General features: G+C 68.9%; 24 protein-coding genes and 1 riboswitch. Of the genes, 23 read left to right on the forward strand and 1 reads right to left on the reverse strand.

The window, feature by feature from the left end:
* Positions 1–55: 55 nt before the first annotated feature.
* Positions 56–496: a DUF1844 domain-containing protein gene (locus tag FB560_RS05060; protein WP_407662545.1), complete on the reverse strand. Its 441-nt coding sequence runs from the start codon at positions 494–496 to the stop codon at positions 56–58.
* Positions 497–707: 211 nt separating this feature from the next.
* On the opposite strand from FB560_RS05060, the gene infC reads away from it, so the two are divergent.
* From infC to argH, 23 genes are all read left to right on the forward strand, one after another.
* Positions 708–1,334, forward strand: coding sequence for a translation initiation factor IF-3 (gene infC, locus FB560_RS05065; RefSeq protein WP_141871360.1), 627 nt, complete (start codon positions 708–710; stop codon positions 1,332–1,334).
* Between the two features lie 72 nt (positions 1,335–1,406).
* Positions 1,407–1,601 carry a 50S ribosomal protein L35 gene (gene rpmI, locus FB560_RS05070; protein ID WP_017828564.1) on the forward strand — a complete coding sequence of 65 codons (195 nt, stop codon included), beginning with the start codon at positions 1,407–1,409 and terminating at the stop codon, positions 1,599–1,601.
* Positions 1,602–1,633: 32 nt separating this feature from the next.
* Positions 1,634–2,020 (forward strand): 50S ribosomal protein L20, encoded by a 387-nt coding sequence (gene rplT, locus FB560_RS05075; protein ID WP_141871361.1) that lies wholly within the window; start codon positions 1,634–1,636, stop codon positions 2,018–2,020.
* A 114-nt stretch (positions 2,021–2,134) separates the two neighbouring features.
* Positions 2,135–2,944 carry a TrmH family RNA methyltransferase gene (locus tag FB560_RS05080; protein ID WP_141871362.1) on the forward strand — a complete coding sequence of 270 codons (810 nt, stop codon included), beginning with the start codon at positions 2,135–2,137 and terminating at the stop codon, positions 2,942–2,944.
* Between the two features lie 24 nt (positions 2,945–2,968).
* The gene (locus FB560_RS05085; protein ID WP_141871363.1) at positions 2,969–3,640 is read left to right on the forward strand and encodes a response regulator transcription factor; all 672 of its coding nucleotides are present in this window, start codon (positions 2,969–2,971) and stop codon (positions 3,638–3,640) included.
* Positions 3,641–3,643: 3 nt separating this feature from the next.
* Positions 3,644–5,020 carry a sensor histidine kinase gene (locus FB560_RS05090; RefSeq protein ID WP_141871364.1) on the forward strand — a complete coding sequence of 459 codons (1,377 nt, stop codon included), beginning with the start codon at positions 3,644–3,646 and terminating at the stop codon, positions 5,018–5,020.
* A complete protein-coding gene (locus FB560_RS05095; RefSeq protein ID WP_141871365.1) occupies positions 5,017–5,979 on the forward strand; it encodes a TAXI family TRAP transporter solute-binding subunit in 963 nt (320 codons plus the stop codon). Before FB560_RS05090 ends, FB560_RS05095 begins: the two co-directional genes overlap by 4 nt.
* 364 nt (positions 5,980–6,343) lie before the next feature.
* On the forward strand, positions 6,344–7,093 hold the full coding sequence (locus tag FB560_RS05100) for an amino acid ABC transporter ATP-binding protein (RefSeq protein WP_372491800.1): 750 nt from the start codon (positions 6,344–6,346) through the stop codon (positions 7,091–7,093).
* A gap of 43 nt (positions 7,094–7,136) precedes the next feature.
* Positions 7,137–8,051, forward strand: a complete 915-nt coding sequence (locus FB560_RS05105; RefSeq protein ID WP_141871366.1) for a glutamate ABC transporter substrate-binding protein — start codon at positions 7,137–7,139, stop codon at positions 8,049–8,051.
* Positions 8,052–8,117: 66 nt separating this feature from the next.
* The gene (locus tag FB560_RS05110) at positions 8,118–8,774 is read left to right on the forward strand and encodes an amino acid ABC transporter permease (protein ID WP_141871367.1); all 657 of its coding nucleotides are present in this window, start codon (positions 8,118–8,120) and stop codon (positions 8,772–8,774) included.
* Positions 8,771–9,694, forward strand: coding sequence for an amino acid ABC transporter permease (locus FB560_RS05115; RefSeq protein WP_141871368.1), 924 nt, complete (start codon positions 8,771–8,773; stop codon positions 9,692–9,694). The genes FB560_RS05110 and FB560_RS05115 overlap by 4 nt, the downstream gene beginning before the upstream one ends.
* 33 nt (positions 9,695–9,727) lie before the next feature.
* A complete protein-coding gene (gene pheS, locus FB560_RS05120) occupies positions 9,728–10,768 on the forward strand; it encodes a phenylalanine--tRNA ligase subunit alpha (protein ID WP_141871369.1) in 1,041 nt (346 codons plus the stop codon).
* Entirely contained in the window at positions 10,768–13,272 is a 2,505-nt protein-coding gene (gene pheT, locus FB560_RS05125) for a phenylalanine--tRNA ligase subunit beta (RefSeq protein ID WP_141871370.1), read from the forward strand. The genes pheS and pheT overlap by 1 nt, the downstream gene beginning before the upstream one ends.
* 62 nt (positions 13,273–13,334) lie before the next feature.
* Positions 13,335–14,051, forward strand: a complete 717-nt coding sequence (locus FB560_RS05130) for a DUF402 domain-containing protein (protein WP_141871371.1) — start codon at positions 13,335–13,337, stop codon at positions 14,049–14,051.
* Positions 14,052–14,130: 79 nt separating this feature from the next.
* Entirely contained in the window at positions 14,131–15,102 is a 972-nt protein-coding gene (locus tag FB560_RS05135; RefSeq protein WP_141871372.1) for an NAD-dependent epimerase/dehydratase family protein, read from the forward strand.
* Positions 15,103–15,129: 27 nt separating this feature from the next.
* Positions 15,130–15,223, forward strand: a riboswitch (TPP riboswitch).
* On the forward strand, positions 15,214–16,062 hold the full coding sequence (gene thiM, locus FB560_RS05140; RefSeq protein WP_141871373.1) for a hydroxyethylthiazole kinase: 849 nt from the start codon (positions 15,214–15,216) through the stop codon (positions 16,060–16,062). (Overlaps the previous riboswitch by 10 nt.)
* A complete protein-coding gene (locus FB560_RS05145) occupies positions 16,059–18,209 on the forward strand; it encodes a bifunctional hydroxymethylpyrimidine kinase/phosphomethylpyrimidine kinase (protein WP_141871374.1) in 2,151 nt (716 codons plus the stop codon). The genes thiM and FB560_RS05145 overlap by 4 nt, the downstream gene beginning before the upstream one ends.
* Positions 18,210–18,422: 213 nt before the next feature.
* Positions 18,423–19,478 carry an N-acetyl-gamma-glutamyl-phosphate reductase gene (gene argC, locus FB560_RS05150; RefSeq protein WP_141871375.1) on the forward strand — a complete coding sequence of 352 codons (1,056 nt, stop codon included), beginning with the start codon at positions 18,423–18,425 and terminating at the stop codon, positions 19,476–19,478.
* 34 nt (positions 19,479–19,512) lie between these two features.
* Entirely contained in the window at positions 19,513–20,670 is a 1,158-nt protein-coding gene (argJ, locus tag FB560_RS05155; protein WP_141871376.1) for a bifunctional glutamate N-acetyltransferase/amino-acid acetyltransferase ArgJ, read from the forward strand.
* A complete protein-coding gene (gene argB / locus FB560_RS05160; protein WP_141871377.1) occupies positions 20,667–21,566 on the forward strand; it encodes an acetylglutamate kinase in 900 nt (299 codons plus the stop codon). The genes argJ and argB overlap by 4 nt, the downstream gene beginning before the upstream one ends.
* Positions 21,563–22,768 (forward strand): acetylornithine transaminase, encoded by a 1,206-nt coding sequence (locus tag FB560_RS05165; protein WP_141871378.1) that lies wholly within the window; start codon positions 21,563–21,565, stop codon positions 22,766–22,768. Before argB ends, FB560_RS05165 begins: the two co-directional genes overlap by 4 nt.
* Positions 22,765–23,694, forward strand: a complete 930-nt coding sequence (argF, locus tag FB560_RS05170) for an ornithine carbamoyltransferase (RefSeq protein ID WP_141871379.1) — start codon at positions 22,765–22,767, stop codon at positions 23,692–23,694. The genes FB560_RS05165 and argF overlap by 4 nt, the downstream gene beginning before the upstream one ends.
* On the forward strand, positions 23,694–25,124 hold the full coding sequence (argH, locus tag FB560_RS05175) for an argininosuccinate lyase (protein ID WP_141871380.1): 1,431 nt from the start codon (positions 23,694–23,696) through the stop codon (positions 25,122–25,124). The genes argF and argH overlap by 1 nt, the downstream gene beginning before the upstream one ends.
* The last annotated feature ends 86 nt before the right edge of the window (positions 25,125–25,210 follow it).

Here is a 25,210-nt window from a genome sequence, read left to right on the forward strand (position 1 = left end):
GGGTCCCCGTTCTGCGAACGAAGAGACGTCCCGACCCGCGGAGCGAACCGGAAACCTAGTTGACCGGCCCCGTCCACTTCTCGCCCGGTCCCTTGCCGATGGGGTCGGGGATGACGGAGGCTTCGCGGAACGCGAGCTGCAGGGAGCGCAGACCATCGCGCAGCGACCGCGCGTGCATGTCGCTGATCTCCGGGGCGCCGGCGGTGATGAGCCCGGCGAGGGAGTTGATGAGCTTGCGCGCCTCGTCGAGGTCGAGCTGTGCCGCGGCGTCGGGTTCGTCGGCCAGGCCGAGCTTCACTGCAGCGGCACTCATGAGGTGCACGGCGGCGGTCGTGATCACCTCGACGGCGGGAACGTCGGCGATGTCACGGGTGGCGGATGCCGCTGCTTCCTCCTGCCGTGCCCAGCGCTCTTCCCGCTCGCGGTCTGCCTCGTGGCCCTGAGTCGTCACTTCGCCTTGCTTTCTGTTAGACTTTGCCGGGCTCCGGAGCGTCATGCTCTGGACCGAAAGAGGATTCACTTCCCACCCGCGCTTGCCGTTCAAGGCTACCGGGTCTTGCACTCCACCGGCTCCGCTCGTACGAGGGATCCGGCAGGTAGGGTGCAGAGCCGGCGTCTGAATGCCGGTGGGTGGGGGACGATTCCGATTTCGCCCGTGATGCAGACAGCGTCACGGTGGCCGAAACACATCGTCTAAGGAGTTCCGCATCAGCGATCCCCGCACCAATGAGCGCATCCGCGTCCCCGAGGTCCGCCTCGTCGGCCCCGCGGGTGAGCAGATCGGCGTCGTCCGCATCGAGGCGGCGCTGCGCCTTGCGCAGGAAGCCGACCTCGACCTCGTTGAGGTCGCCCCCAACTCGAAGCCGCCCGTGGTCAAGATCATGGACTACGGCAAGTTCAAGTACGAGGCCGCCCAGAAGGAAAAGGAAGCTCGTCGCAACCAGGCGAACACGATCCTCAAAGAGGTCCGTTTCCGTCTGAAGATCGAGGCGCACGACTACACGACCAAGCTCAAGCGCGCCGAGGGCTTCCTCAAGGCCGGAGACAAGGTCAAGGCCATGATCCTGTTCCGCGGTCGCGAGCAGTCGCGTCCCGAGCAGGGTGTGCGTCTGCTGCGCAAGTTCGCCGAGGACGTCGCCGAGTTCGGAACCGTCGAGTCGACCCCGACCATCGATGGCCGCAACATGGTCATGGTCGTGGCTCCGCTGAAGAGCAAGTCCGAGGCGAAGCAGGAGCAGAACGCCGTCCGCGACGCGCAGCGCGCCGCGAACAAGCAGGCTGCCCGTGACGCCAAGAGCGAGTCGGATGTTCCGGCTGAGGCTCCCGCGGAGTAACTCCCGCCCCCAGACTCCCGCACCGCGGGTTGACAACGTCGCCTGAGAAGGCGCATGACGAAGGAAGAGAAGATGCCGAAGCAGAAGACCCACTCGGGTGCTAAGAAGCGCTTCAAGATCACCGGCAGCGGAAAGCTGAAGAAGCAGCAGGCCGGGATGCGCCACAACCTCGAGCACAAGTCGAGCCGTCGCACCCGTCGTCTGAACCAGGACCAGGTGCTGTCGAAGGCTGACACCAAGGTCGCCAAGAAGCTTCTCGGCCGCTGACGCGCCCGACGCACGAATAGGAACATAGGAAAATGGCAAGAGTCAAGCGGGCAGTAAACGCCCACAAGAAGCGCCGGGTCATCCTCGAGCGCGCCAAGGGTTACCGCGGTCAGCGTTCGCGCCTCTACCGCAAGGCCAAAGAGCAGGTCATCCACTCGCTGGTCTACTCGTACCGTGACCGTCGCAAGCGCAAGGGCGACTTCCGTCGTCTGTGGATCCAGCGCATCAACGCTGCGGCTCGCCTGAACGGCATGACGTACAACCGCTTCATCCAGGGCCTCGGCCTCGCGGGTGTCACGGTCGACCGTCGCATGCTCGCCGACCTCGCGGTCAACGATGCAGCGACGTTCGCGACGCTGGTCGAGACGGCGAAGAAGGCTCTGCCTTCCGACGTCAACGCACCGAAGTCGGCTGCGTAAGCATCAGACGCTGCACAGGGCGCTCTCCTTCGGGAGGGCGCCCTTCGTCGTCCGTGCGCGGCCGTCTGCGCGGATTGGCGTTTCCGGCGTCTCGCGCCTTCTAGACTGTGACACGTGCTGGAGAACCCCCGGTCCCCCCGAGTCCGTGCTGTCGCGAAGCTGACCAAGCGCAGTGCGCGTACCGAGACAGGTCTGTTCCTTCTCGAAGGTCCGCAGGCGGTGCGTGAAGCGCTCACCTACCGGCCTGAGTCGATCGTGGAGCTGTTCGCGACGCCGACCGGATGGGAGAAGCATCCGGACATCCGGGCGAATGCCGCCGAGGCCGACATCGATGTCGAGTACGTCACCGAATACGTCCTGAACGCGATGGCAGACACGGTCACCCCGCAGGGGCTGATCGCGGTCGTCCGACAGATGCCGACCTCCGTGCGCGACGTGTTCGCCGCGGGTCCCCGCCTCGTCGCGATCTGCGAAGAGGTGCGCGATCCGGGCAACCTCGGCACGATCATCCGTGCGGCCGATGCCGCTGGGGCGGATGCCGTGGTGCTGACCGGTCGCACCGTCGACCCCTACAACCCCAAGGTCGTGCGCGCGACGACAGGCTCGCTGTTCCACCTGCCGGTCTCCGTCGCCGGTGATCTGGCCGATGTCGTCGACCGCGCCCACGCGGCAGGGCTCAACATCCTCGCAGCCGACGTCAAGGGCGATGACCTGCTCGCGGCGCGCGCCGACGGTCTGCTGGCCGAACCCACCGCCTGGCTTTTCGGCAACGAGGCCAGGGGCCTGGAGGACACGGCGTTGGAACTCGCCGACCGCGTGCTGAAGCTGCCGATCTTCGGTCGCGCCGAATCCCTGAACCTGGCGACCGCCGCCAGCGTGTGCCTGTATGAGAGTGCTTTCGCTCAGCGCGCCGCTGCGGGCTGAGCTGCGCGACGAGAGCCAGGGTCGATGAGGATTCTGATCGTGGAGGACGACGAACGCGTCGCCGCCGCTCTCGATGCCTTCCTCGCACGATCCGGCTATGCCACCGTGCGCGCCGCGGACGGTGCCCAGGCGCTCGATCTCCTCGATGCCGACACCGAAGTGGTGCTGCTGGACCTGGGCCTGCCCGATGTGGACGGCATCGATCTGTGCCGACGGATCCGCGGACGCTCCGACGTACCGATCGTGGTGGTCACGGCGCGGAGCCAGGTCACCGAGCGCATCAAGGGTCTGCGCGCCGGCGCGGACGACTTCGTGGTGAAGCCGTACGACGTGCACGAGCTCCTCGCCCGCATCGAAGCGGTGACGCGGCGTTCGCGCGCGGTGCGCCCGGACTCCGATACGCGGATCGTGGTGCACGAGGGTGAGGTGCAGATCGACCTGGTCGCCCGCCAGCTGATCGTCGACGACGTGCCTGTCGAACTGACCCGCAAGGAGTTCGACATCGTCGCCGTCCTTGCGCGCTATCCCGGTGTCGCGGTGCCCAAGGAACGTCTGATCCGTGAGGTGTGGAACACCGACTGGCGCGGCTTCGGCCACTCGCTCGAGGTGCATGTCGGCGCGATCCGTCGCAAGACCGGCGAACGCACGCTGATCGAGACCGTCCGTGGAGTCGGATATCGGCTGGCGGGCGCCTGAACGATGCGCACCCGCCTCGTCATCGTGTTCCTCGTGCCGTTGATCGCGATCCTGCTGTCCCTGGGCGGAGCCACCGGACTCAGCGCGGCGCGCAGCATCCAGCAGGCGCTGTACACCGAGCAGCTGGGCGACCTCGGCTACTTCGTCACCAGCGCGCGGCAGGCGCTGAGTTCGGGGAGCGCGACCGTGATCGAGGGGGAGGCCCGGCGCTTCCAGGACGTGTACGGGATCGAGGTGGTGGTGTTCGATCTCACGGGTGCCGCCTGGGCGACGAGCGACCCCGGTCTCGAAGTGCTGGCGGACAACGAGGCCGAGCGCGTGCGCCTCGCCCTCTCCGGGCGGAGAGCAGAGGCGCCGGAACCCGCATTCCCGTGGATCATCCCGGACACCGGCATGGTGGAGCCGGTGTTCGATGACGGCGATGTGATCGGTGCGGTCATGATCACGGCCGATGTCGAGGCGCCCCGTGCCGCCATCTTGCAGCAGATGCTGGTGCTGGGGGCGATCGCCGTCGTATCGATCATCCTCGGCGTGCTGCTCGTGTTCCAGCTCGCGCGCTGGGTGCTGTCGCCCGTGCGCCGCCTGGACGAGGCGATGATCGCGATCGAGCGCGGTGAGATGCACGCGCGGGTCTCGGAGGACACCGGTCCGCCGGAGCTGCGGCGCATGACCCGCGTCTTCAACGGGATGGCCGAAGAGATCGAACGTGTGCTCGCGCGGCAGCAGGAGTTCGCGCTGAACGCCTCGCATGAACTGCGCAACCCCCTCAACGCCCTGCTCCTTCGCGTCGAGCACCTGTCGACGGGACTCGGCCCCGAGTGGCAGGGCGACGTGGAGGAGACCAGGGAAGAGGGGCGCCGGATGGCGCGCATCCTCGAGACACTGCTCGGGCTGGCGCGCAGAGGACAGGCGGACTCGATGTTCTCCGCCGTCGATCTGGCGGTCGTCGCCGCCCGGCGCGCCGACGCCTGGCGCGAGGTCGCCGCGCAGCGCGGCATCGTGTTCCGGATCGTCGGTGAGAGCGCGGTCGTGAGCGTGACGGATCGCACGATCGTCGAGAGCGCCCTGGACGCGGTGATCGACAACGCCGTCAAATTCTCGCCGGAGGGCGGAGCGATCGAGGTCGGAGCGCACCGGGAATCCGACACGGCGGTGATCACCGTCCGCGACCACGGCCCCGGGCTTCCGGACGACGAGGTCGGCTCCGCCACCGACCGGTTCTGGCGCAGCGCCGACAGCGGGGATACGCCGGGTTCAGGACTGGGGCTCGCGATCGCCACCGACCTCCTCTCGTCGATCGGGGCGGAACTGTCGGTCTCATCGCCCGAGGGCGGTGGCCTGATGGTCGCTCTCCAGGTGACGGAAGGGGTGATCGCGTGAGGGCGACGGGAAGACGGATCCTCGCCCTGGTCACGGTGACGGCCGTGGCGGTGGCTCTGAGCGCCTGCACGCAGCGAGCGAGCGAGTGGGGGGACGGTACCGCCGTGATCGCCGGCGGAGGATCGACCGGCGTCTACTTCGACTACGGGAGCCACCTCGCCGCGGAGCTCACCGAGACGCTCGGGGTCCGTGCGACGGTCGAGGAGACAGACGGTTCCGTCGAGAATCTGCTGCAGGTGGGCGGCGGTGAGGCGATGCTCGGGTTCGCGCAGGGGGATGCGGCGGCGGATGCCGTGGCCGGCGTCGGCGCTTTCGACGATCCGCTCCCTGTGCGGACGGTGGCGCGGCTGTACGACGAGTATCTGCACATCGTGGTGCGCGCCGACTCGGAGGTGGAGGGCGTCCCCGACCTCGTGGGGAAGACCGTGTCGTTGGGCGCGGAGAACTCCGGAGTCAACGTGATCGCACGCCGGGTGCTCGATGCGGCGGGGGTCGACGTCGCCTCGGTGCGCAATCCGCAGCTGGACCTGCAGGAGTCCATCCGGGCGATGGAGCGGGCGGAGATCGACGGATTCTTCTGGGTGGGCGGGCTGCCGACCCCGGGCATCCAGGATCTCGCGTCGGATCTGCCGGTGCGTCTGCTCCCCGTCGAGCAGGAGTGGGTCAATGCCGTCAACGATCACTACTCCGACGTCTACCGCACTGCGGACTTCCCGGCGGGCACCTACGGGCTCACCGCACCGGCGCCGACGATGGCCGTGCCGAACTATCTCATCACGTCGGCATCCACACCGGACGCGGTGGTGCGCGATGTGCTGAGGACGCTCTTCGACGCCCGCTCGCGCATCGCGGTGGAAGTGCCGGCAGCGGCGCTGCTGAACCGACGACAGGCGATCTTCACGGCACCGGTGGATCTGCACCCCGGCGCGGTGGAGTACTACCGCGAGACCCGGCGCTGAGCGCGCGCGACCACTCCTCAAGAAATACTCAAGAACTCTCACGGAGCGCTCGGGCTCTGTCACTCTGATGTCGATCACGCTCGATTCGACGGAGAATCCCGATGCCCATGAGTTCGTGCCGCACATCAAGGCAGAGGCGTTCTCCCTCCCTCGAAACCGTCGTGTTCGCGCCCGTTCGGGCGCACGCTGGACGGCGACGCCAGGGGGACAATCGCTCCAGCTGCGGGGGTCCCGCGGCCCGTGAGGGACGGTCCGCGGGACACCTGTGCCCGCACGGCGATCACCGGCGTCCTCGGCATTACGAACGTGTAAATCTCGCCCCGTTTGTGTGGAGCGAGCAACAGCACGTGGCTAGTTTGGAGAAATGATGACCTCAGGTACGGCCCTCGTCGTGGTAGAGAACGTCCAGAAGCACTATGGCGATTTCCAGGCACTGACCGACATCGATCTCACGGTGAACTCCGGCGAGGTCGTGGTCGTGATCGGTCCGTCCGGTTCCGGCAAGTCGACGCTCTGCCGCACCATCAATCGGCTCGAGACGATCACCAGCGGCTCGATCCGCATCGATGGCAAGGAGCTCCCCGCCGAGGGCAAGGGGCTCGCGAACCTCCGCGCCGACGTCGGGATGGTGTTCCAGTCCTTCAACCTCTTCGCGCACCTCACGATCCTCGAGAACGTGACGCTCGGACCGATCAAGGTCCGTGGCCTCAAGAAGGCGGATGCCGAGAAGGAGGCGATGGTGCTGCTCGAGCGTGTGGGCATCGCGAAGCAGGCGTCGAAGCTTCCCGCTCAGCTCTCCGGTGGTCAGCAGCAGCGTGTGGCGATCGCCCGCGCTCTGGCCATGCAGCCCAAGGTGATGCTGTTCGACGAGCCGACCAGCGCGCTCGACCCCGAGATGATCAACGAGGTCCTCGACGTGATGGTCGATCTCGCCCACGACGGGATGACGATGATCGTCGTCACCCACGAGATGGGCTTCGCCCGCAAGGCGGCCGACCGCGTCGTCTTCATGGCCGACGGTCGGATCGTGGAAGAGGCCACGCCGGAGGAGTTCTTCACGAACCCGAAGAGCGACCGCGCCAAGGACTTCCTCTCGAAGCTCCTCACGCACTGATCGCACCCAGACCCTGCACACACAGCACACGAAGGAGACGCACATGCGACGCACACGGACACTGGCAGGCATCGGAATCGCAGCCACAGCGCTGCTGGCACTCACGGCCTGCAACAGCGGCAGCCCGTCCAGCCCCGGAGCCGGAACCGGCGGTGAGGAAGGCGGCGGCGAGGAGAGCACCTGGTTCGAGGTCGCCACGGACGTGCAGCTCGAGGGCAGCCCCACGTTCGACGCCATCAAGGAACGCGACAAGGTCGTCATCGGCGTCAAGGAGGACCAGCCCGGTCTCGGATACCTCGACGTCACCTCGGGGGATCGCACCGGCTTCGACGTCGACATCGCCCGCTGGATCGCCGCATCGCTCGGCTACGACGAGGACAAGATCGAGTTCAAGCCGATCGCCTCGGCGAACCGCGAGCAGGCCATCGTGAACGGCGACATCGACTACTACGTCGGCACCTACTCGATCAACGACAAGCGCAAGGAGCTCATCGACTTCGCCGGCCCCTACTTCGTCACCGGTCAGGGCCTCCTGATCGCGGCGGATGCGGAAGACGCTGACGCTCTCGAGGACTTCAACGGCAAGACCGTCTGCTCGGCGACCGGCTCCACGCCGATCCAGAACATCAAGGCGAACTTCCCCGATATCAAGACGCAGGAGTACGACCTGTACTCGGCCTGCGTGCAGGACCTGATCGACGGCAAGGTCGACGCGGTCACCACCGACCAGGCGATCCTGATCGGCTACGCCGCTCAGTACCCGGACGACGTCAAGGTCACCGGTGGTCTGTTCACCGAGGAGAACTACGGCGTCGGACTCGCCAAGGGCGATGACGTGCTGCGCACGCACATCAACGAGCTGTTCACCGACGGTGGCGACATCTGGCAGGCCATCTTCGACAAGAACCTGGGTTCCTCGGGTATCGAGGTCGAGCAGCCGGCAGTCGACGCGTACTGATCTGACACACGGGGCGGCCTTCCTCCGCGGAGGCCGCCCCACCCAGCCTGAAGAAGGGAGGGTGGCGTGGACGTCATCTTCGGCAACCTCGACCTGTGGGGAAAGGCGATCGGCAACACGCTGCTCGTCTTCTTCATCGGCGGCATCATCGCGTTGGTGCTCGGCATCATCGTCGGCGCCATGCGCGTCTCTCCGATCCCGATCGCCCGGGGCGTCGGCACGTTGTACGTCAACATCGTGCGCAACACCCCGCTGACCCTCGTCTTCTTCTTCTTCGTGTTCGGCTACCCGCAGCTCGGCCTGCCGGACCTGTCGAACACCGTGCTCGGCATCCTCGCGATCGGCATCTACACCGCCACCTACGTCGCCGAGGTGCTGCGCGCGGGTATCAACACCGTCCCGGTGGGGCAGGCCGAAGCGGCTCGTGCCATCGGACTGCCGTTCGGGCAGGTGATGACGCTCGTCATCCTTCCCCAGGCATTCCGCTCGGTGGTGCCTCCGATGATGAGCGTGTTCATCGCGCTCCTCAAGAACACCACCGTCGCTGCCGGCTTCTCGATCGCCGAACTCGCAGCACTCCGCTCCACGATCAACGACTCCGCCGACCGACCGGGAAACCCCATGGAGGTCCTGCTCTGGGTCGCCGTGGTCTTCGTGATCCTGGTCCTGCTGATGAGCTGGCTGCAACGCCATCTCGAGAACCGATGGAGGATCGCGCGATGAGTTCCGTACTGTACGACGTCCCTGGTCCTCGGGCGATCGCCCGCAACCGCATCCTCGCCATCGTCACGATCGCCGTCGTGCTCGCCGTGGTGGGCTTCGTGATCCTGCGGATGTTCGAGACCGGGCAGTTCTCTGCCGAGAAGTGGTACGTCTTCACGTTCTCCAACGTGTGGATGGGCATCCTCAAGGCACTGGGCAACACCCTGGCCGCCTTCGCGCTGGCCGCCGTGCTCAGCATCATCCTCGGATTCCTGCTCGCGATCGGTCGGCTCTCGGAGCACGCCTGGGTGCGCATCCCGGTGACCGCGATCACCGAGCTGTTCCGCGCCGTGCCCGTTCTGGTCTTCATGATGCTGCTGTACTACGGGCTCCCCGTCGTCGGAGTGAAGATGGACCCGTACTGGGCCGTCGTCATCGCGCTCATGGCATACAACGGCTCGGTGCTCGCCGAGGTGCTGCGTGCCGGCATCGAATCGCTCCCGCGGGGACAGAAGGAGGCCGGCTACGCGATCGGTCTCCGCAAGAGCGGCGTCATGCGCCTGATCCTGCTTCCGCAGGCGATCCGGGCCATGCTCCCGGTCATCGTCGCCCAGCTGGTCGTCACGATGAAGGACACCGCGCTCGGCTTCATCATCACGTACCCCGAGCTGCTGTACTACGCCAAGCAGCTGACCTCGCAGCAGGGCCGTCCGATCCTGCAGTCGGCGTTCGTCATCGGCGGCATCTACATCATCATGTGCCTGATCCTCTCGGGCATCGCGCGCTGGGTCGAGATCCGCACGCGGCGCTCGCCGAAGATCTCGGCGATCGTCGGGGGCGGGAACCCCGCCGCGGATGATGAGTCGACGCTCACCGAAGTCATCGCACTCCAGCGAGGTGCGGGGAAGTTCGACATGGGGAACGGGCCGGGCGCCGTCTGACCCCGTCGCCCCGCGCCGGTAGACTCCTATCTCGTGTCTGAGTCTCCCGAGATCACCCCAGAAGCCGTCGAAGCGGCCGTCGCCGCAGCGCTCGCCGCGATCGGTGCTGCTGCCGACACCGCCGAGCTGAAAGCCGTCCGTGCCGCGCACGTCGCCGAAGGATCGCCCCTCGCGGTCCTGAACGCGTCCATGCGTCAGGTCGCGCCCGAGAACAAGGCCGCGTTCGGCAAACTCGTCGGTCAGGGCCGCGGTCAGGTCACGCAGGCGCTGGCGGCGAAGGAAGCCGAGCTCGCGGCCGCCGAGGTCACCGCGCGCCTCGAGGCCGAGCGCATCGACATCACGGCCGTGCCCTCGCGCACCCGTGTCGGCGCCCGTCATCCGCTCACACTCCTGCAGGACCAGGTCTGCGACATCTTCGTCGGCATGGGCTGGGAGATCGCGGAAGGGCCGGAGCTCGAGCACGAGTGGTTCAACTTCGACGCCCTCAACTTCGACGTGGACCACCCCGCCCGCCAGGAGCAGGACACCTTCTACGTCGACCCGACCTCGCGTCACCTCGTGATGCGCACGCACACGAGCCCCGTGCAGGTGCGCTCGATGCTCGACCGCGAGGTGCCGATCTACGTGCTGTGCCCCGGTCGCGTGTACCGCACGGATGAGTTCGATGCCACGCACCTGCCTGTCTTCACGCAGTTCGAGGGACTCGTGATCGACAAGGGCATCACGATGGCGCACCTCAAGGGCACCCTGGATCACTTCGCGAAGCAGCTCTTCGGCGCCGAGGCGAAGACGCGTTTCCGCACCAACTACTTCCCCTTCACCGAGCCCTCCGCCGAGCTCGACCTGTGGCACCCGACCTTCAAGGGCGGCGCACGCTGGATCGAGTGGGGCGGCTGCGGCATGGTCAACCCGAACGTGCTCCGCGCGGCCGGGATCGACCCCGAGGTGTACAGCGGCTTCGCGTTCGGCATGGGCATCGAGCGAGGACTCATGTTCCGCAGCGATGTGCAGGACATGCGCGACATGGCCGAGGGTGATGTCCGTTTCAGCGAGCAGTACGGGATGGTGGTGTGATGCGCGTCCCGCTTTCGTGGTTGCGTGAGTACGTCGATCTGGCAGCGGATGCTGCGCCGGAGGACGTGCTGGAGGCGTTGGTGACGGTCGGCTTCGAAGAGGAGGACGTGCACCGCTTCGAGATCTCCGGACCCGTCGTCGTCGGACAGGTCGTCTCGCTCGAGGCCGAACCGCAGTCCAACGGCAAGACCATCAACTGGTGCCAGGTCGATGTGGGCGAGGAGCACGGCGGCATCCGCGGCATCGTCTGCGGTGCGCACAACTTCGTCGCCGGTGACAAGGTCGTCGTGACCCTGCCCGGCGCCGTGCTGCCCGGCCCGTTCCCGATCGCTGCGCGCAAGACCTACGGCCACGTATCCGACGGCATGATCGCCTCGGCGCGCGAGCTCGGGCTGGGGGATGAGCACAACGGCATCGTCGTGCTCTCCGACCTCGGTATCGACGCCCCCGTCGGCACCGACGCCATCGCGCTGCTGGGGCTCGACGACGTCGCGGTCGAGATCAACGTCACGCCCGACCGCGGCTATGCGTTCTCGCTGCGCGGTGTCGCCCGCGAGTACTCGCACGCCACCGGAGCGACCTTCCGCGATCCGGCCGAGCGCGACTTCGCCGAGCTGCAGCCCGGCAGCGGACACACGACCGTCGTCGACGACGTCGCGCCGGTGCGCGGCCGCGTCGGTGCGAGCGAGTTCGTCACCCGCGTCGTGCGCGGTGTCGATCCCTCGCGTCCCACCCCGCCGTGGATGATCGCGCGGCTGACGCTCGCGGGCATGCGCTCGCTCGGCGTGCTGATCGACATCACGAACTACGTCATGCTCGAGCTGGGCCAGCCCCTGCACGGCTACGACCTCGACAAGCTCGACGGCGGCATCACCGTGCGCCGTGCGACGCCGGGCGAGAAGATGACCACGCTCGACGGGCAGGAGCGCGCGCTCCACGTGGAGGACCTGCTCATCACCGACGGCTCCGGTCCGATCGGTCTCGCCGGCGTCATGGGCGGCGGCACGACGGAGATGAGCGAGACCACGAAGAACGTGCTGATCGAGGCCGCGAGCTTCGATCCCACGACGATCGCGCGCACGGCTCGTCGGCACAAGCTGCCCAGTGAGGCGTCCAAGCGCTTCGAGCGCGGTGTCGACCCGCTCATCCCGTTCGTGGCCGCACGCCGCGCCGCCGACCTCATGGTCGAGCTGGCCGGCGGCACGCTCACGGAAGAGGGAGGCGCACTGTTCGCCGAGGTCTTCGTCGCCGACATCGAGCTGCCTGCCGGTTTCGTGCAGGGCCTCATCGGCGTCGACTACACCGACGAGGAGATCACCGGTGCTCTGACCACGATCGGTGCCGAGGTCGAGAAGGCCGACGACGGCTGGACCGTCATCCCGCCCACCTGGCGGCCCGATCTGACGGACAAGTGGACGCTGGCCGAAGAGGTCGCGCGCATCCACGGACTCGACCGCATCCCCTCGGTGCTGCCGACCCCGCCCTCCGGCCGCGGCCTCACGGCGCTGCAGCAGGGCCGCCGCCGGGTCGCGGACGCGCTCGCGGCTGCCGGATTCGTCGAGACCCCGGCATTCCCGTTCACGACGGAGGCGCAGAACGACCTGCACGGCTCCGCCTCCGGAGAGCACCTGCCCAGCATCCGTCTGGCGAACCCGCTCGACGGGCAGGCGCCGTTCCTGCGTCGCTCGCTGGTGCCCGGTCTGCTGCAGACCGCGCACCGCAACATCGCGCGCGGACTCACCGACCTCGCGATCTTCGAGAGCGGCGCGGTCTTCCTGCCCGAGCCCGGCGTGACCTACGGCACCGATGAGGTCCCGCCGCTGGGTGTGCGCCCCTCGGACGACACGCTCGCCGCGCTGAACGCGTCGATCCCGCCGCAGCACCGTCATGTCGCCCTGCTGCTCGCGGGGAACATCGTGGCGCGTCAGCCCGGCCGTCCGGCCGAGCCTGCCGGCCTCTCGGAGGCGCTCGACGCCGCACGGGTCATCGCGAGCGCTGCCGGTGTCGAGATCGACGTCGTGCAGTCACAGCGCGCTGCCCTGCACCCCGGACGCACGGGAACGCTGCAGGTCGACGGTGCCGAGGTCGGCTACGTCGGCGAACTGCACCCCGTGGTCTCGGATGAGGCGGATCTGCCCGGACGCGCCATCGTGCTCGAGCTCGATCTCGATCTGATCCTGTCGCTGGCCGGACGGCGCATCGTCGCCGAGTCGCTCTCGACCTTCACCGCTGCCACGCAGGATGTGTCGCTCACGCTTCCGGCCGATGTGGCTGCCGGAGACGTGCGGGCGGCGCTGGCAGAAGGCGCCGGCGCTCTGCTCGAGTCCGTGCGGCTGGTCGACGACTACCGCGGCGACGGCGTTCCGGAGGGTTCCAAGAGCCTGACGTTCGCACTGCGCTTCCGCGCCGACGATCGCACGCTGACGGCAGCCGAGGCCACCGAGGCCAAGCTCGCGGGCGTCGCGGTCGCCGCCGAGCGCTTCGGCGCGGCACTCCGCGAGTGACCAGCGCTCGCACACGGGCCTGAATCACACCGACGGCACGGCCGCCGGGGTAGCGTGACCGGATGAGCATCCTTCCGCAGAGCACCCCGGCGGCCGTGCCGGCAGGCGCCCGCCCGTTGGGTGAGGGGCCGTTCCTCGCTCCCGGTGCGCAGATCGACTGGCACTACCGCAAGCCGGGCTGGCAGCCGGGGGAGCCCTCGACGATCACTCCCATGCGCGTGGTGCGCGACGACGAGCGCGGCCTGGTCGCCTGGCTCGCCCCTGGCACCCTGCAGGAGGGTCAGGGCGCGCCGGACGGCCAGCGGGTACGCAGCGTACCGCTGGAACGACGGTGGCTCGAACCGCGTACACGCATCGTCGAGGAGTGGTGGGGCAACGGGATCCTGCGCATCGCTCCGGCGGGTGCCGCGTGGTCGGTCTGGTTGTTCTGGAGCGACGTGACCGGGGCGGAATGGGAGTTCGCGGGGTGGTACGTCAACCTCGAGAACGCGCACCTGCGCACGGACCACGACACGTACACCTCGGATCACATCCTCGATGTGGAGATCGACGCGTCGGGCGGCATCCATCTGAAAGACGAGGACGAGGTCATCGCCGCGATCGACCAGGGGCGTCTCAGCGCGGAACAGGCCGCGCAGATCGAGCGGCACGCGGATGCGGCGATCGTGTCGTTCCGCGAGGGTGACTGGCCGTTCGACGCCGAGTGGCGCGACTGGCGACCGGATCCGGAGTGGACGGTTCCGCAGCTGGCCGGACTCGACGACCTCGCCACGCCCTGACGAGGCCGCTGCTCTGAAGGAGCCTCTGCTCTGAGCGGAAGATCTTCCCTGCGGCCCCGGATGCTGGTGACATGGGGTCATGACCGATGTGCTGATCCTGGGTGGAACCGGCTGGCTCTCCGGGCGGATCGCCCGGAGTTGGCGGGATGACGGGGCGGCGGTGACGTGCCTGGCGCGTGGATCGCGCGGTGCTCCTGACGGGACGGCCCTGGTGACGGGCGACCGCGATCACCCCGATGCGTACGACGGCGTCCGGCGTGCCTGGGATCACGTCATCGACATCTCCTCGCGGGCCGATCATGTCGCCGCCGCCGTGGAGGCGCTCGGGGCACATGCGCGGCGGTGGACGTACATCTCGTCGATGTCTGTATATGCCGACGATGCGACCGTGGGTGCCGACGAGTCCGCGCCCGTGCATCAGGCAGCGATGCCCGGCGACACCTACGACTACGCCGCCGAGAAGGTCGCCGCCGAGGAGCATGTGCGCACCCTCGGCGACCGGGCGTTGATCGTGCGTCCGGGACTGATCGTCGGAGACGGCGACCCCAGCGACCGCTTCGGATACTGGGCGGCGGCCTTCGCTCGCGCCGGTGCGGAGTCGGTGCTGCTCCCGCCGGAGGAGGGCCGCATGACGCAGGTGATCGATGTCGACGACCTCGCCGCGTACGTCGTCACCGCGACCTCCGCCGGAGTGAGCGGGTCGGTGAATGCGATCGGGGACCGGCATCCGATCTCGGCGGTGCTCGAACGCGTGCGCGCCGCCACCGGGCACCGAGGCGAGACGATCGTCGCCGACGAGGAATGGCTCACAGGCCATGGCGTGGGGTACTGGGCAGGACACCGTTCGCTGCCGCTGTGGCTGCCTGCCGACATGACCGGCTTCATGACGCGGTCGAACGCGGAGTTCCATCGCACGGGGGGCTTGCTGCGACCGCTCGACGACACGATCGCCCGGGTGGTCGCGGATGAGGTCGCGCGCGGCGTCGACCGCGAAAGACGCGCGGGCCTCACCCGGGCAGAGGAACACGCCCTGCTCGCCGAGCTCGTCTGAGTGGACTCGTCGCTTCGCTAGACTGCGAGCAGTGACACGGGGTGCCGCGACCGCGGCTGAGAACAGACCCGTCGAACCTGATCTAGTTCGTACTAGCGAAGGGATGTCGCATTGAGCGATCGTCTGCGTCCATCGTCCGAATCCTCCGTCGTGTCCGAGGCGGTGGTGCTGCTCGAGAGACTGCGAGCCGCCCCGCCGTTGACGCACTGCATCACCAACGCGGTCGTCACCGGCTTCACCGCGAATGTGCTCCTCGCCACCGGCGCCGCCCCCGCGATGGTCGACATCGTGGGGGAGAGCGGCATGTTCGCCGGCATCGCCTCCGGGGTGCTGATCAACCTCGGCACTCCAACCCCTGAGCAGCAGGCCGCGAGCCGGGAAGCGGCGGAGGGAGCAACGGCCGCCGGGACACCCTGGGTGCTCGACCCGGTGGCGATCGGCGCGCTGCCCGTGCGCACGGCTCTGGCGCAGGAGCTCGTGGCGCTTCGCCCCACCGCCGTGCGGGGCAATGCGTCCGAGATCCTCGCGCTCGCCGGACTCAGCGGCGGCGGCCGAGGTGTGGACGCCACCGACAGCACAGAGGCGGCAGCCGATGCGGCCACAGCGCTGGCCCAGCGGTACGGCAGCGTGGTCGCGGTCTCCGGCCCCGTCGACCTGCTCACCGACGGGGAACGCGTGGTCCGCATCGCGAACGGCGATCCGCTGCTCACGCTCGTCACCGGCGGTGGTTGCGCGTTGGGCGCCGTGATGGCGGCATTCCTCGGCGCTGCGCGCGGCACCGGCATCTCCGCACTCAGTGCCGTCGCCGCTGCCAGCCTCGTGTACACGATCGCCGCCGAACGTGCGGCCGCCCTGTCCGCCGGTCCCGGCAGCTTCGCCGTCGCCCTGCTCGATGCCCTTGCGAGCGTGCAGCCGGACGACCTGGCGGCCGCGGCGCGCGTCGAGGAGAGCATCCGATGAGCGCGGATCTCTCGCTCTACCTCGTCACCGACGCGGCGCTGTGCGGCCCGCGCGGTGTGGTCGACACCGTCCGGCAGGCAGTCGACGGCGGCGTGCGCATCGTGCAGCTCCGCGAGAAGCATGCGTCGGACGGGGAGGTCGTGGAGCAGCTGCTGGCCCTGTCGGCAGCGATCGACGGTCGGGCGCTGCTCGTCGTGAACGACCGCCTGGATGCGGCACTCGAGGCGCGACGTCGCGGAGCCCGGGTCGACGGCGTGCACCTCGGCCAGGGCGATGCCTCGGTGCTGCGGGCGCGGCAAGAGCTCGGACCCGACGCGCTGATCGGGCTCACCGCGAACGCTCCGGAGCACCTCGCGGCCGTCCGCGCACTTCCGGTCGGCACCGTCGACTACCTCGGGGTCGGCGTGATCCGTCCCACGCTCACCAAACCGGATCATCCGCCGGCCCTCGGGATCGAGGGGTTCCGGGAGTTTGTGGCCGAGAGCCCGCTGCCGTGTGTCGCGATCGGCGGCGTCGGCATCGATGACACCGAGCCGCTGCGCGCGGCAGGAGCGGTCGGGATCGCGGTGGTCTCCGCACTCTGCGCGGCCGACGATCCGGCGGCCGCGGCGAGGGACTTCCGTCGGCGCTGGCAGATGGCCTCGGTGCCGCGCGTGCTCACGATCGCCGGCAGCGATCCCTCCGGGGGTGCCGGCATCCAGGCCGATCTCAAGTCGATCGCCGCCAACGGGGGATACGGCATGGCAGCGATCGCCGCGTTGACGGTGCAGAACACCCGCGGCGTGAGCGCGATCCATGTCCCGCCGGCGGCCTTCCTGCGGCAGCAGCTCGACGCGTTGTCGGATGACATCGTCGTCGACGCGGTCAAGATCGGGATGCTCGCAGATGCCGAGGTCGTGCGCACCGTGATCGGGTGGCTCGACGCCGTGCATCCTCCGATCGTCGTGGTCGACCCCGTCATGGTCGCCACGAGTGGTGATCGACTCCTCGACACGGCGGCGGAGTCCGCTCTGCGGGCACTGCTCGAACGCGCCGATGTCGTGACCCCGAACCTCGCGGAGCTCGCGGTGCTGGTGGGCAGGAACATCGCCGACTGGTCCGATGCGCTCGCCGCAGCGGAGGAGCTCTCTGCGCAGGTCGGCGCGGCGGTGCTCGTGAAGGGTGGCCACCTCGAGGGCGCCGATGCGCCGGATGCCCTCATCGACGCGGCAGCAGGGATCCGCCAGGACTACCCGGGTGCACGCATCGACACCGCGAACACCCATGGCACCGGATGCTCGCTGTCCTCCGCGATCGCGACGCTGCTGGCGCGGGGTCAGGATCCCGTGCAGGCCGTGTCCGCGGCACGCGCCTGGTTGCGCGAGTCGTTGCGGGCGGGCGGTGCGCTCGACGTCGGACGCGGCCACGGTCCCATCCACCATTTCGCGGGACTCTGGACCCGCGGCGGGCTGACCACGCGTCCGACGGCTGCCGAGGTGGCCGCCGAGTGGTGGGACGACATCCGCGAGACCAGAGACGAGATCGACGCGCTGCCCTTCATCCGTGCGCTCGCCGACGGCACGTTGCGGCAGGAACCCTTCGTCTTCTACCTCGCGCAGGATGCGCTCTACCTGCGCGAATACGCCCGCGTGCTGGCGGAGGCGGCGCGGCTGGCCCCGACCGCGGCAGAGCAGGCGTTCTGGGCGCAGTCCGCGCACGGCTCGATCGTCGGCGAGCTCGAACTGCACGCCTCCTGGCTCACTCCGGCACAGGGGGTCACGGCGGCCACGTTCTCGGCGGTGCCGGCGCCGGCCACGGTGGCGTACCTCGATCACCTGCGCGCCACGGCCTTCGACGGACGGTACCCCGAGCTGATCGCCGCGATCCTGCCGTGCTTCTGGCTGTACACCGACCTCGGTGAGCGGCTGCGTGACGGCGCATTCGGAACCCTCCCGCAGGATCCGGAACACCCCTACGCCTCGTGGCTCGCGACGTACGCCGATCCGGCCTTCGCTGAGGCGACGGCTCAGGCCATCGTCCACGTGACCGAGGCCGCGGCCGGGGCGGACGATGAGACACGCGCCCGCATGCGGCGGGCGTTCACGTTGTCCAGCACACATGAGCGCGCCTTCTTCGCCGCGCCGGGGAGCACGCACGCCGCCACATGACGGAGCAGATTTGCGGATGCCGTCGCGGGCGCGCTATCGTCGCGGCATGCCTTCGGCTGCATCCGCTTCTCTGACGCTCGTTCCGAGCGTCGTCGTGGTGCGCCGACGCCGGGGCGACCGCCGACTTTAGGCGACCCTGCGCTCCTGCCTGCCGGCGGTCGAGTGCCGGTGTCGCCGCCTCGGCCACCCGACCCCGACCGTTAAGGTAGAAACATGACGTATTCCGTCGCCGTCTCCGGCGCATCCGGCTACGCAGGCGGCGAGATTCTGCGCCTCCTCGCCAGTCATCCCGACATCGAGATCCGCACCGTCACCGCGCATTCGAACGCGGGACAGCCGCTGATCCAGCACCAGCCGCACCTGCGCTCGCTCGCGGGGCTGACGCTGCAGGACACGACCCCCGAGATCCTGGCCGGGCACGACATCGTGTTCCTGGCTCTGCCGCACGGGCAATCCGGGCAGTACACGGATGCGCTCGGCGACACCCCTCTCGTGATCGACGCGGGGGCCGACCATCGGCTGACCTCGGAGACCGCCTGGGACGCGTTCTACGGCGGAGCCTTCCACGAACCGTGGACCTACGGCGTGCCCGAGCTGCTGGTCGGCGGCGCGAAGCAGCGCGAAGCCCTCCGCGGCGCCACACGGATCGCCGCACCCGGCTGCAACGCCTCCACCGTCAGCTTGAGCCTGGTGCCCGGAGTCGCGGCCGGAGTGATCGATCCGGGCGACATCGTCTCGGTGCTCGCGGTCGGGCCCTCGGGAGCGGGCAAGAGCCTGAAGTCGAACCTCCTCGCCAGCGAGATCCTCGGTACCGCCAACCCGTATGCGGTCGGCGGTACGCATCGGCACATCCCGGAGATCCGGCAGGCGCTCGCCGCGGCGACAGGAACCGGGGCGCCTGACAGCATCCGCATCTCCTTCACCCCGGTGCTCGTGCCGATGTCGCGGGGCATCCTCGCCACCTCGACGGCACCGATCGTCGCAGGTGTCACCGACGCCGAGATCCGCGAGGCCTGGGAGAGCGCGTACGACGGCGAGACCTTCGTGCACCTGCTGCCCGAAGGCAGCTTCCCGCGCACCGCCGACGTGCTCGGCGCCAACACGGCGCTGATCGGTCTGGCGATCGACCGCGCCGCCAACCGCGTCACCGTCGTCACCGCCGTCGACAACCTCGTCAAGGGAACCGCCGGCGCCGCCATCCAGTCCATGAACATCGCGCTCGGGCTTCCCGAGGACCGCGCCCTCTCAATCAACGGAGTCGCACCATGACCATCGAGGCAGCACTCATCATCGAGGTGTCGCTGTGAGCGTCACCGCCCCGGCAGGTTTCGAAGCAGCCGGCGTCGCTGCGGGACTCAAGTCGACGGGCAAGCCCGACGTCGCCGTCGTCGTGAACCGCGGCCCGCGCAAGGTCGGCGCCGCGGTGTTCACGAGCAACCGCGCCAAGGCCAACCCGATCATCTGGTCGCAGCAGGTCGTGGCCGACCGGGTCGTCGAGGCCGTGGTGCTCAACTCCGGCGGAGCGAACTGCTTCACCGGGAGCTTCGGCTTCCAGACCACGCATCAGACCGCCGAGAAGGCGGCCGAGCTGCTCGGCGTCAGCGCCGGTGACGTGCTGGTGTGCTCGACCGGGCTGATCGGCACCGGAGACGAGGTCTTCCGGGCCAAGGTCCTCGAGGGTACAGCGCAGGCGATCGCCGGGCTCAGCGCCGACGGGGGAGACCTCGCCGCGCAGGCGATCATGACCACCGACACCGTGGCCAAGACCGCGGTCGTCAGCCGCGACGGCTGGAGCATCGGCGGCATGGCCAAGGGCGCGGGCATGCTCGCACCGGGACTCGCGACCATGCTCGTCGTGATCACGACGGACGCCGACCTCGAAGCGCTCGAGGCGGATGCGGCGCTGCGCGCTGCCACAGGACGCACGTTCGACCGCCTCGACTCCGACGGCTGCATGTCGACCAACGACCAGGTCACCCTGCTCGCGAACGGTGCGAGCGGCATCAAGCCCGACCTGGAGGAGTTCACCGCCGCCCTGGTCGAGCTCTCGCAGGACCTCGCAGTCAAGCTGCAGGGCGATGCGGAGGGCGCGAGCCACGACATCACGATCGAGGTCATCGGCGCGGTGACGGAGCAGGATGCGGTGGAGGTCGGCCGCTCGGTCGCACGGAACAACCTCTTCAAGGCCGCGATCTTCGGCAACGACCCGAACTGGGGGCGCGTGCTCGCGGCGATCGGCACCACGGGAGCGCAGTTCGACCCCTATGACGTCGACGTCTCGATGAACGGCGTGCGGGTGTGCACCGCCGGCGGTCCCGACCGTCCGCGCGAGGAGGTCGACCTCACGCCCCGTGCGACGCACCTGCTGATCGACCTGCGCATCGGCGAGGCCACGGCGACGATCCTCACGAACGACCTCACGCACGACTACGTGCACGAGAACAGCGCGTACGCCTCATGACGGACATCCAGGACACTCCTGCCGAGGTCGCCGCGCAGAAGGCCACGACCCTGATCGAGTCGCTGCCGTGGCTGAAGAAGTTCCGCGATCAGATCGTGGTGGTCAAGTACGGCGGCAACGCCATGGTCTCGGAAGAGCTGCAGGACGCGTTCGCTCAGGACATCGCCTACCTCCGGTACGTCGGAGTGCAGCCGGTGGTCGTGCACGGCGGCGGCCCGCAGATCTCCGACATGCTGCAGCGCCTCGACATCCCCAGCGAGTTCAAGGGCGGCTACCGGGTCACCAACACCGAGGCGATCAGCGTCGTGCGCATGGTCCTCACCGGACAGGTGAATCCGCAGCTGGTCACCAAGATCAACTCTCACGGTCCCATCGCCACCGGTCTCAGCGGCGAGGACGCCGGACTCTTCGGCGGCCGTCGCCGGGGCGTCATGATCGACGGGGAAGAGGTCGACCTCGGCCGCGTCGGCGATGTCGTGGAGGTGGACCCCACCCCGGTCCTCGACCACCTGGCCGCCGGCCGCATCCCCGTCGTCTCCAGCATCGCGCCGGATCTCGACCACCCGGGGCACTCGCTCAACGTGAATGCGGATGCCGCTGCCTCCGCCCTCGCGGTCGCACTCGACGCCCGCAAGCTCGTGATCCTCACGGACGTGCCCGGTCTCTACGCCGACTGGCCCAACCGGGACTCACTCGTCTCGCACCTCACCTCCACGGCACTCATCGAGATGCTGCCCAGCCTCGAGTCGGGCATGATCCCGAAGATGCGCGCATGCCTCGAGGCGGTCGAGAACGGCGTGGACGCCGCCGCGATCATCGACGGGCGGGTGCCCCACTCGGTGCTCGTCGAACTCTTCACCAACAAAGGAATCGGAACGGAAGTGGTGGCAGGATGACCATCTGGCAGGACGACGCAGACCGCGATCTGGTGCTCAACGCGGGGCCGCGCCTCGCGCTGCTCACGCGCGGCGAAGGCTCCTACCTCTGGGACTCGGACGGACGACGCCACCTCGACTTCCTCGCCGGGATCGCGGTGACCTCGCTCGGTCACGCGCACCCGGTGTTCGTGGAGGCCGTGTCCCGGCAGGCGGCGACTCTCGCGCACGTCTCGAACTACTTCGCGACGCCGTCGCAGCTCGCGTTGGCCGCGCGGCTCAAGCGTCTCGCCGGCGCCGGCATCGACGGCCGCGTGTTCTTCTCGAACTCCGGTGCCGAGGCCAACGAGGCCGCGTTCAAGCTGGCCCGTCTGCACGGCGGCACCGAACGCCCGCGCATCCTCGCGCTGGAGAACGGCTTCCACGGACGCACGATGGGGTCCCTCGCCCTCACGGCGAAGGAGTCGATGCGCGCCCCCTTCGAGCCCATGCCCGGTGGCGTCGAGCACATCCCGGCGACGATCGAAGCCCTCGAGGCCGCGATCGACGACCGGGTGGCTGCCGTGATCGTCGAGCCCATCCAGGGTGAGGCCGGAGTGGTCGAACTGCCGGAGGGATATCTCGCGGCCGCGCGTTCGCTGACGCTGAAGCACGGCGCGCTCCTGATCGTGGACGAGATCCAGACCGGAGCCGGTCGTACCGGCGCCTGGTTCGGATTCAGCCACGAGGGGATCACGCCGGACGCGATCACGCTCGCCAAGGGCATCGGCGGCGGCTTCCCGATCGGTGCGCTGGTGACCTACGGGTCGGCGAGTGCGCTGTTCACGCCGGGATCTCACGGTTCCACCTTCGGTGGCAACCCGCTGGCGACAGCCGTCGCGGATGCGGTCCTCGGCGAGATCGAGGATGCCGGACTGGTCGAGAACGCCGCGAAGCGGGGCATCGAGCTGCGCGACATCATCCTCGGCATCGGCTCTCCGCTCATCACCGCGGTGCGCGGTCGCGGACTGCTGATCGGCGTGGCACTGTCCGAGCCGGTCGCCGGCGAGGTCGTCGCTGCGGCACAGGAGCGCGGTCTGATCGTGAATGCCGCCAACCCCGAGACCGTGCGCATCGCTCCGGCCCTCACCATCGGCGACGCCGAGCTGAACGAGTTCCGTGAGCTGTTCACGGCCGTGCTCGCCGACGTCCAGGCATCCCTCCCCGGAAAGGTATCCGCATGACCCGCCACCTGCTGCGTGACGACGACCTGACTCCCGCCGAGCAGGCGGAGATCATCGAGCTCGCGCTGGAGCTGAAGAAGGACCGCTGGGCCGACAAGAGCCTCGCCGGTCCGCAGACCGTCGCGGTCATCTTCGACAAGTCCTCTACACGCACCCGCGTCTCGTTCGCGGTCGGCATCGCCGACCTGGGCGGCTCGCCGCTGATCATCTCGACCGCGAACAGCCAGCTCGGCGGCAAGGAGACCCCCTCGGACACCGCGCGCGTGCTCGAACGCCAGGTCGCGGCGATCGTGTGGCGCACCTACGCGCAGTCGGGACTGGAGGAGATGGCCCGCGGCACCAGGGTGCCGGTCGTCAACGCCCTCTCCGACGACTTCCACCCCTGCCAGCTGCTGGCCGATCTGCTCACGATCCGCGAGCACAAGGGCGAGCTGAAGGGTCTCACCCTCACCTTCCTGGGTGATGGGCAGAGCAACATGGCGCACTCCTACGCTCTCGCCGGTGTCACCGCCGGCATGCACGTGCGGATCGCCTCGCCGGACGACTACGCCCCGCGCGCCGACGTGATCGAGGATGCCGACCGCCGCGCCGCGGAGACCGGTGGCTCGATCACGCTCTACACCGACCCGGTCGAGGCGGCGGCAGGCGCCGACGTCATCGTCACGGACACCTGGGTGTCGATGGGCAAGGAGGAGGAGAAGCTCGCGCGGATCCGCGACCTCGGCTCCTACAAGGTCACCCCGGAGACCATGGCGCTGGCCGACTCCGAAGCCATCTTCATCCACTGCCTCCCCGCCGATCGCGGGTACGAGGTGGACTCCAGCGTGATCGACGGCCCGCAGAGCGTGGTCTGGGATGAGGCGGAGAACCGTCTGCACGCCCAGAAGGCACTGCTGGTCTGGCTGCTCGGCAAGAAGGACGACTGATGACCGACGCCACGCACGAAGGCACCAACGAGGGCGCGCTCTGGGGTGCCCGGTTCGCCACGGGTCCCTCACCGGAGCTGGTGGAGCTCAGCCGTTCCACGCACTTCGACTGGATCCTCGCTCCCTATGACATCGCGGGCTCCCACGCCCACGCGACGGCGCTGGCCGCCGCGGGCTACCTGGAACCGGACGAGGCCGCACGCATGCACGAGGGCTTGGATGCCGTGGCCCGCAAGGTCGCCGACGGCACCCTGCTGCCCGCGCCGACCGATGAGGACGTGCACGGCGCGCTGGAGCAGGCGCTCATCGTCGAACTCGGACCCGAGCTGGGCGGACGCCTGCGCGCCGGCCGCAGCCGGAACGACCAGATCGCGACCCTGGTGCGCATGTACCTGATCGACCACGCGCGGGTGCTCGCCCGCGACATCCTGCGGGTGATCGACGCGCTCGTGGCACAGGCCGAAGCGCACCCCGCCGCGATCCTGCCAGGGCGCACGCACCTGCAGCACGCGCAGCCGGTCCTGCTCGCGCACCACCTGCAGGCGCACGGCTGGCCGCTGGTGCGTGAGCTCGAGCGCCTCGTCGACTGGCGGCGTCGTGCCGGCGTCTCGCCGTATGGCGGGGGAGCACTGGCGGGCTCGACACTGGGTCTCGACCCCGCGCTCGTGGCGACGGAGCTCGGCCTCGACCGTCCGGCCGAGAACTCGCTCGACGGCACCTCGGCTCGCGACGTGGTGGCGGAGTTCGCGTTCATCACGGCGATGACCGGCATCGACCTGTCGCGTCTGTCGGAGGAGATCATCCTCTGGAACACGCGGGAGTTCGGCTTCGTCACCCTCGACGACGGCTACTCGACCGGTTCGAGCATCATGCCGCAGAAGAAGAACCCCGACATCGCCGAGCTCGCTCGCGGCAAGTCCGGCCGTCTCATCGGAAACCTGTCCGGCCTGCTGGCCACGCTCAAGGGATTGCCGCTCGCGTACAACCGCGATCTGCAGGAGGACAAGGAGCCCGTCTTCGACTCGGTGCAGACCCTCGAGGTGGTGCTCCCTGCGTTCGCCGGGATGATCGCCACGCTGCGCTTCGACACCGCGCGGATGGCCGAGCTCGCCCCGCAGGGCTTCTCGCTCGCGACGGATGTCGCGGAGTGGCTCGTGAAGCAGCGCGTGCCGTTCCGCGATGCGCACGAGATCTCCGGCGCGCTCGTGCGGGCCTGTGAAGAGCAGGGGATCGGGCTGGAGGACGCCTCCGACGAGCTGCTGCTCTCGGTGTCACCGCATCTGGTGCCCGAGGTGCGCGAGGTGCTGACGATCGAGGGATCCGTCGCGTCTCGCACCGGTGCCGGCGGAACCGCCCCCGTGCGCGTCGCCGAGCAGCGCGCCGAGCTCGTGGCCCGCGCTCAGGCCGCGGCTCACGCACTCGGACTGTAGTCACCGGTTCGCGGCCGGTTCACGGGCTGCGGGGTTCCTCGGGAACCGTTCGCAGCGCGTGAACCGGGCGCGGGGTGTGAACCCGT

It is taken from the genome of Microbacterium saperdae, from assembly GCF_006716345.1.
Classification (GTDB): Bacteria; Actinomycetota; Actinomycetes; order Actinomycetales; family Microbacteriaceae; genus Microbacterium; species Microbacterium saperdae.

Coding starts and splice junctions, on each gene's coding strand:
- FB560_RS05115 (WP_141871368.1), top strand. CDS start 8,771: ATGAGTTCCGTACTGTACGACGTCCCTGGTCCTCGGGCGATCGCCCGC.
- FB560_RS05105 (WP_141871366.1), top strand. CDS start 7,137: ATGCGACGCACACGGACACTGGCAGGCATCGGAATCGCAGCCACAGCG.
- FB560_RS05135 (WP_141871372.1), top strand. CDS start 14,131: ATGACCGATGTGCTGATCCTGGGTGGAACCGGCTGGCTCTCCGGGCGG.
- FB560_RS05100 (WP_372491800.1), top strand. CDS start 6,344: ATGATGACCTCAGGTACGGCCCTCGTCGTGGTAGAGAACGTCCAGAAG.
- argH (WP_141871380.1), top strand. CDS start 23,694: ATGACCGACGCCACGCACGAAGGCACCAACGAGGGCGCGCTCTGGGGT.
- argF (WP_141871379.1), top strand. CDS start 22,765: ATGACCCGCCACCTGCTGCGTGACGACGACCTGACTCCCGCCGAGCAG.
- argB (WP_141871377.1), top strand. CDS start 20,667: ATGACGGACATCCAGGACACTCCTGCCGAGGTCGCCGCGCAGAAGGCC.
- pheT (WP_141871370.1), top strand. CDS start 10,768: ATGCGCGTCCCGCTTTCGTGGTTGCGTGAGTACGTCGATCTGGCAGCG.
- FB560_RS05165 (WP_141871378.1), top strand. CDS start 21,563: ATGACCATCTGGCAGGACGACGCAGACCGCGATCTGGTGCTCAACGCG.
- argC (WP_141871375.1), top strand. CDS start 18,423: ATGACGTATTCCGTCGCCGTCTCCGGCGCATCCGGCTACGCAGGCGGC.
- FB560_RS05085 (WP_141871363.1), top strand. CDS start 2,969: ATGAGGATTCTGATCGTGGAGGACGACGAACGCGTCGCCGCCGCTCTC.
- rplT (WP_141871361.1), top strand. CDS start 1,634: ATGGCAAGAGTCAAGCGGGCAGTAAACGCCCACAAGAAGCGCCGGGTC.
- FB560_RS05060 (WP_407662545.1), bottom strand. CDS start 496: ATGACGCTCCGGAGCCCGGCAAAGTCTAACAGAAAGCAAGGCGAAGTG.
- rpmI (WP_017828564.1), top strand. CDS start 1,407: ATGCCGAAGCAGAAGACCCACTCGGGTGCTAAGAAGCGCTTCAAGATC.
- FB560_RS05145 (WP_141871374.1), top strand. CDS start 16,059: ATGAGCGCGGATCTCTCGCTCTACCTCGTCACCGACGCGGCGCTGTGC.
- FB560_RS05130 (WP_141871371.1), top strand. CDS start 13,335: ATGAGCATCCTTCCGCAGAGCACCCCGGCGGCCGTGCCGGCAGGCGCC.
- FB560_RS05090 (WP_141871364.1), top strand. CDS start 3,644: ATGCGCACCCGCCTCGTCATCGTGTTCCTCGTGCCGTTGATCGCGATC.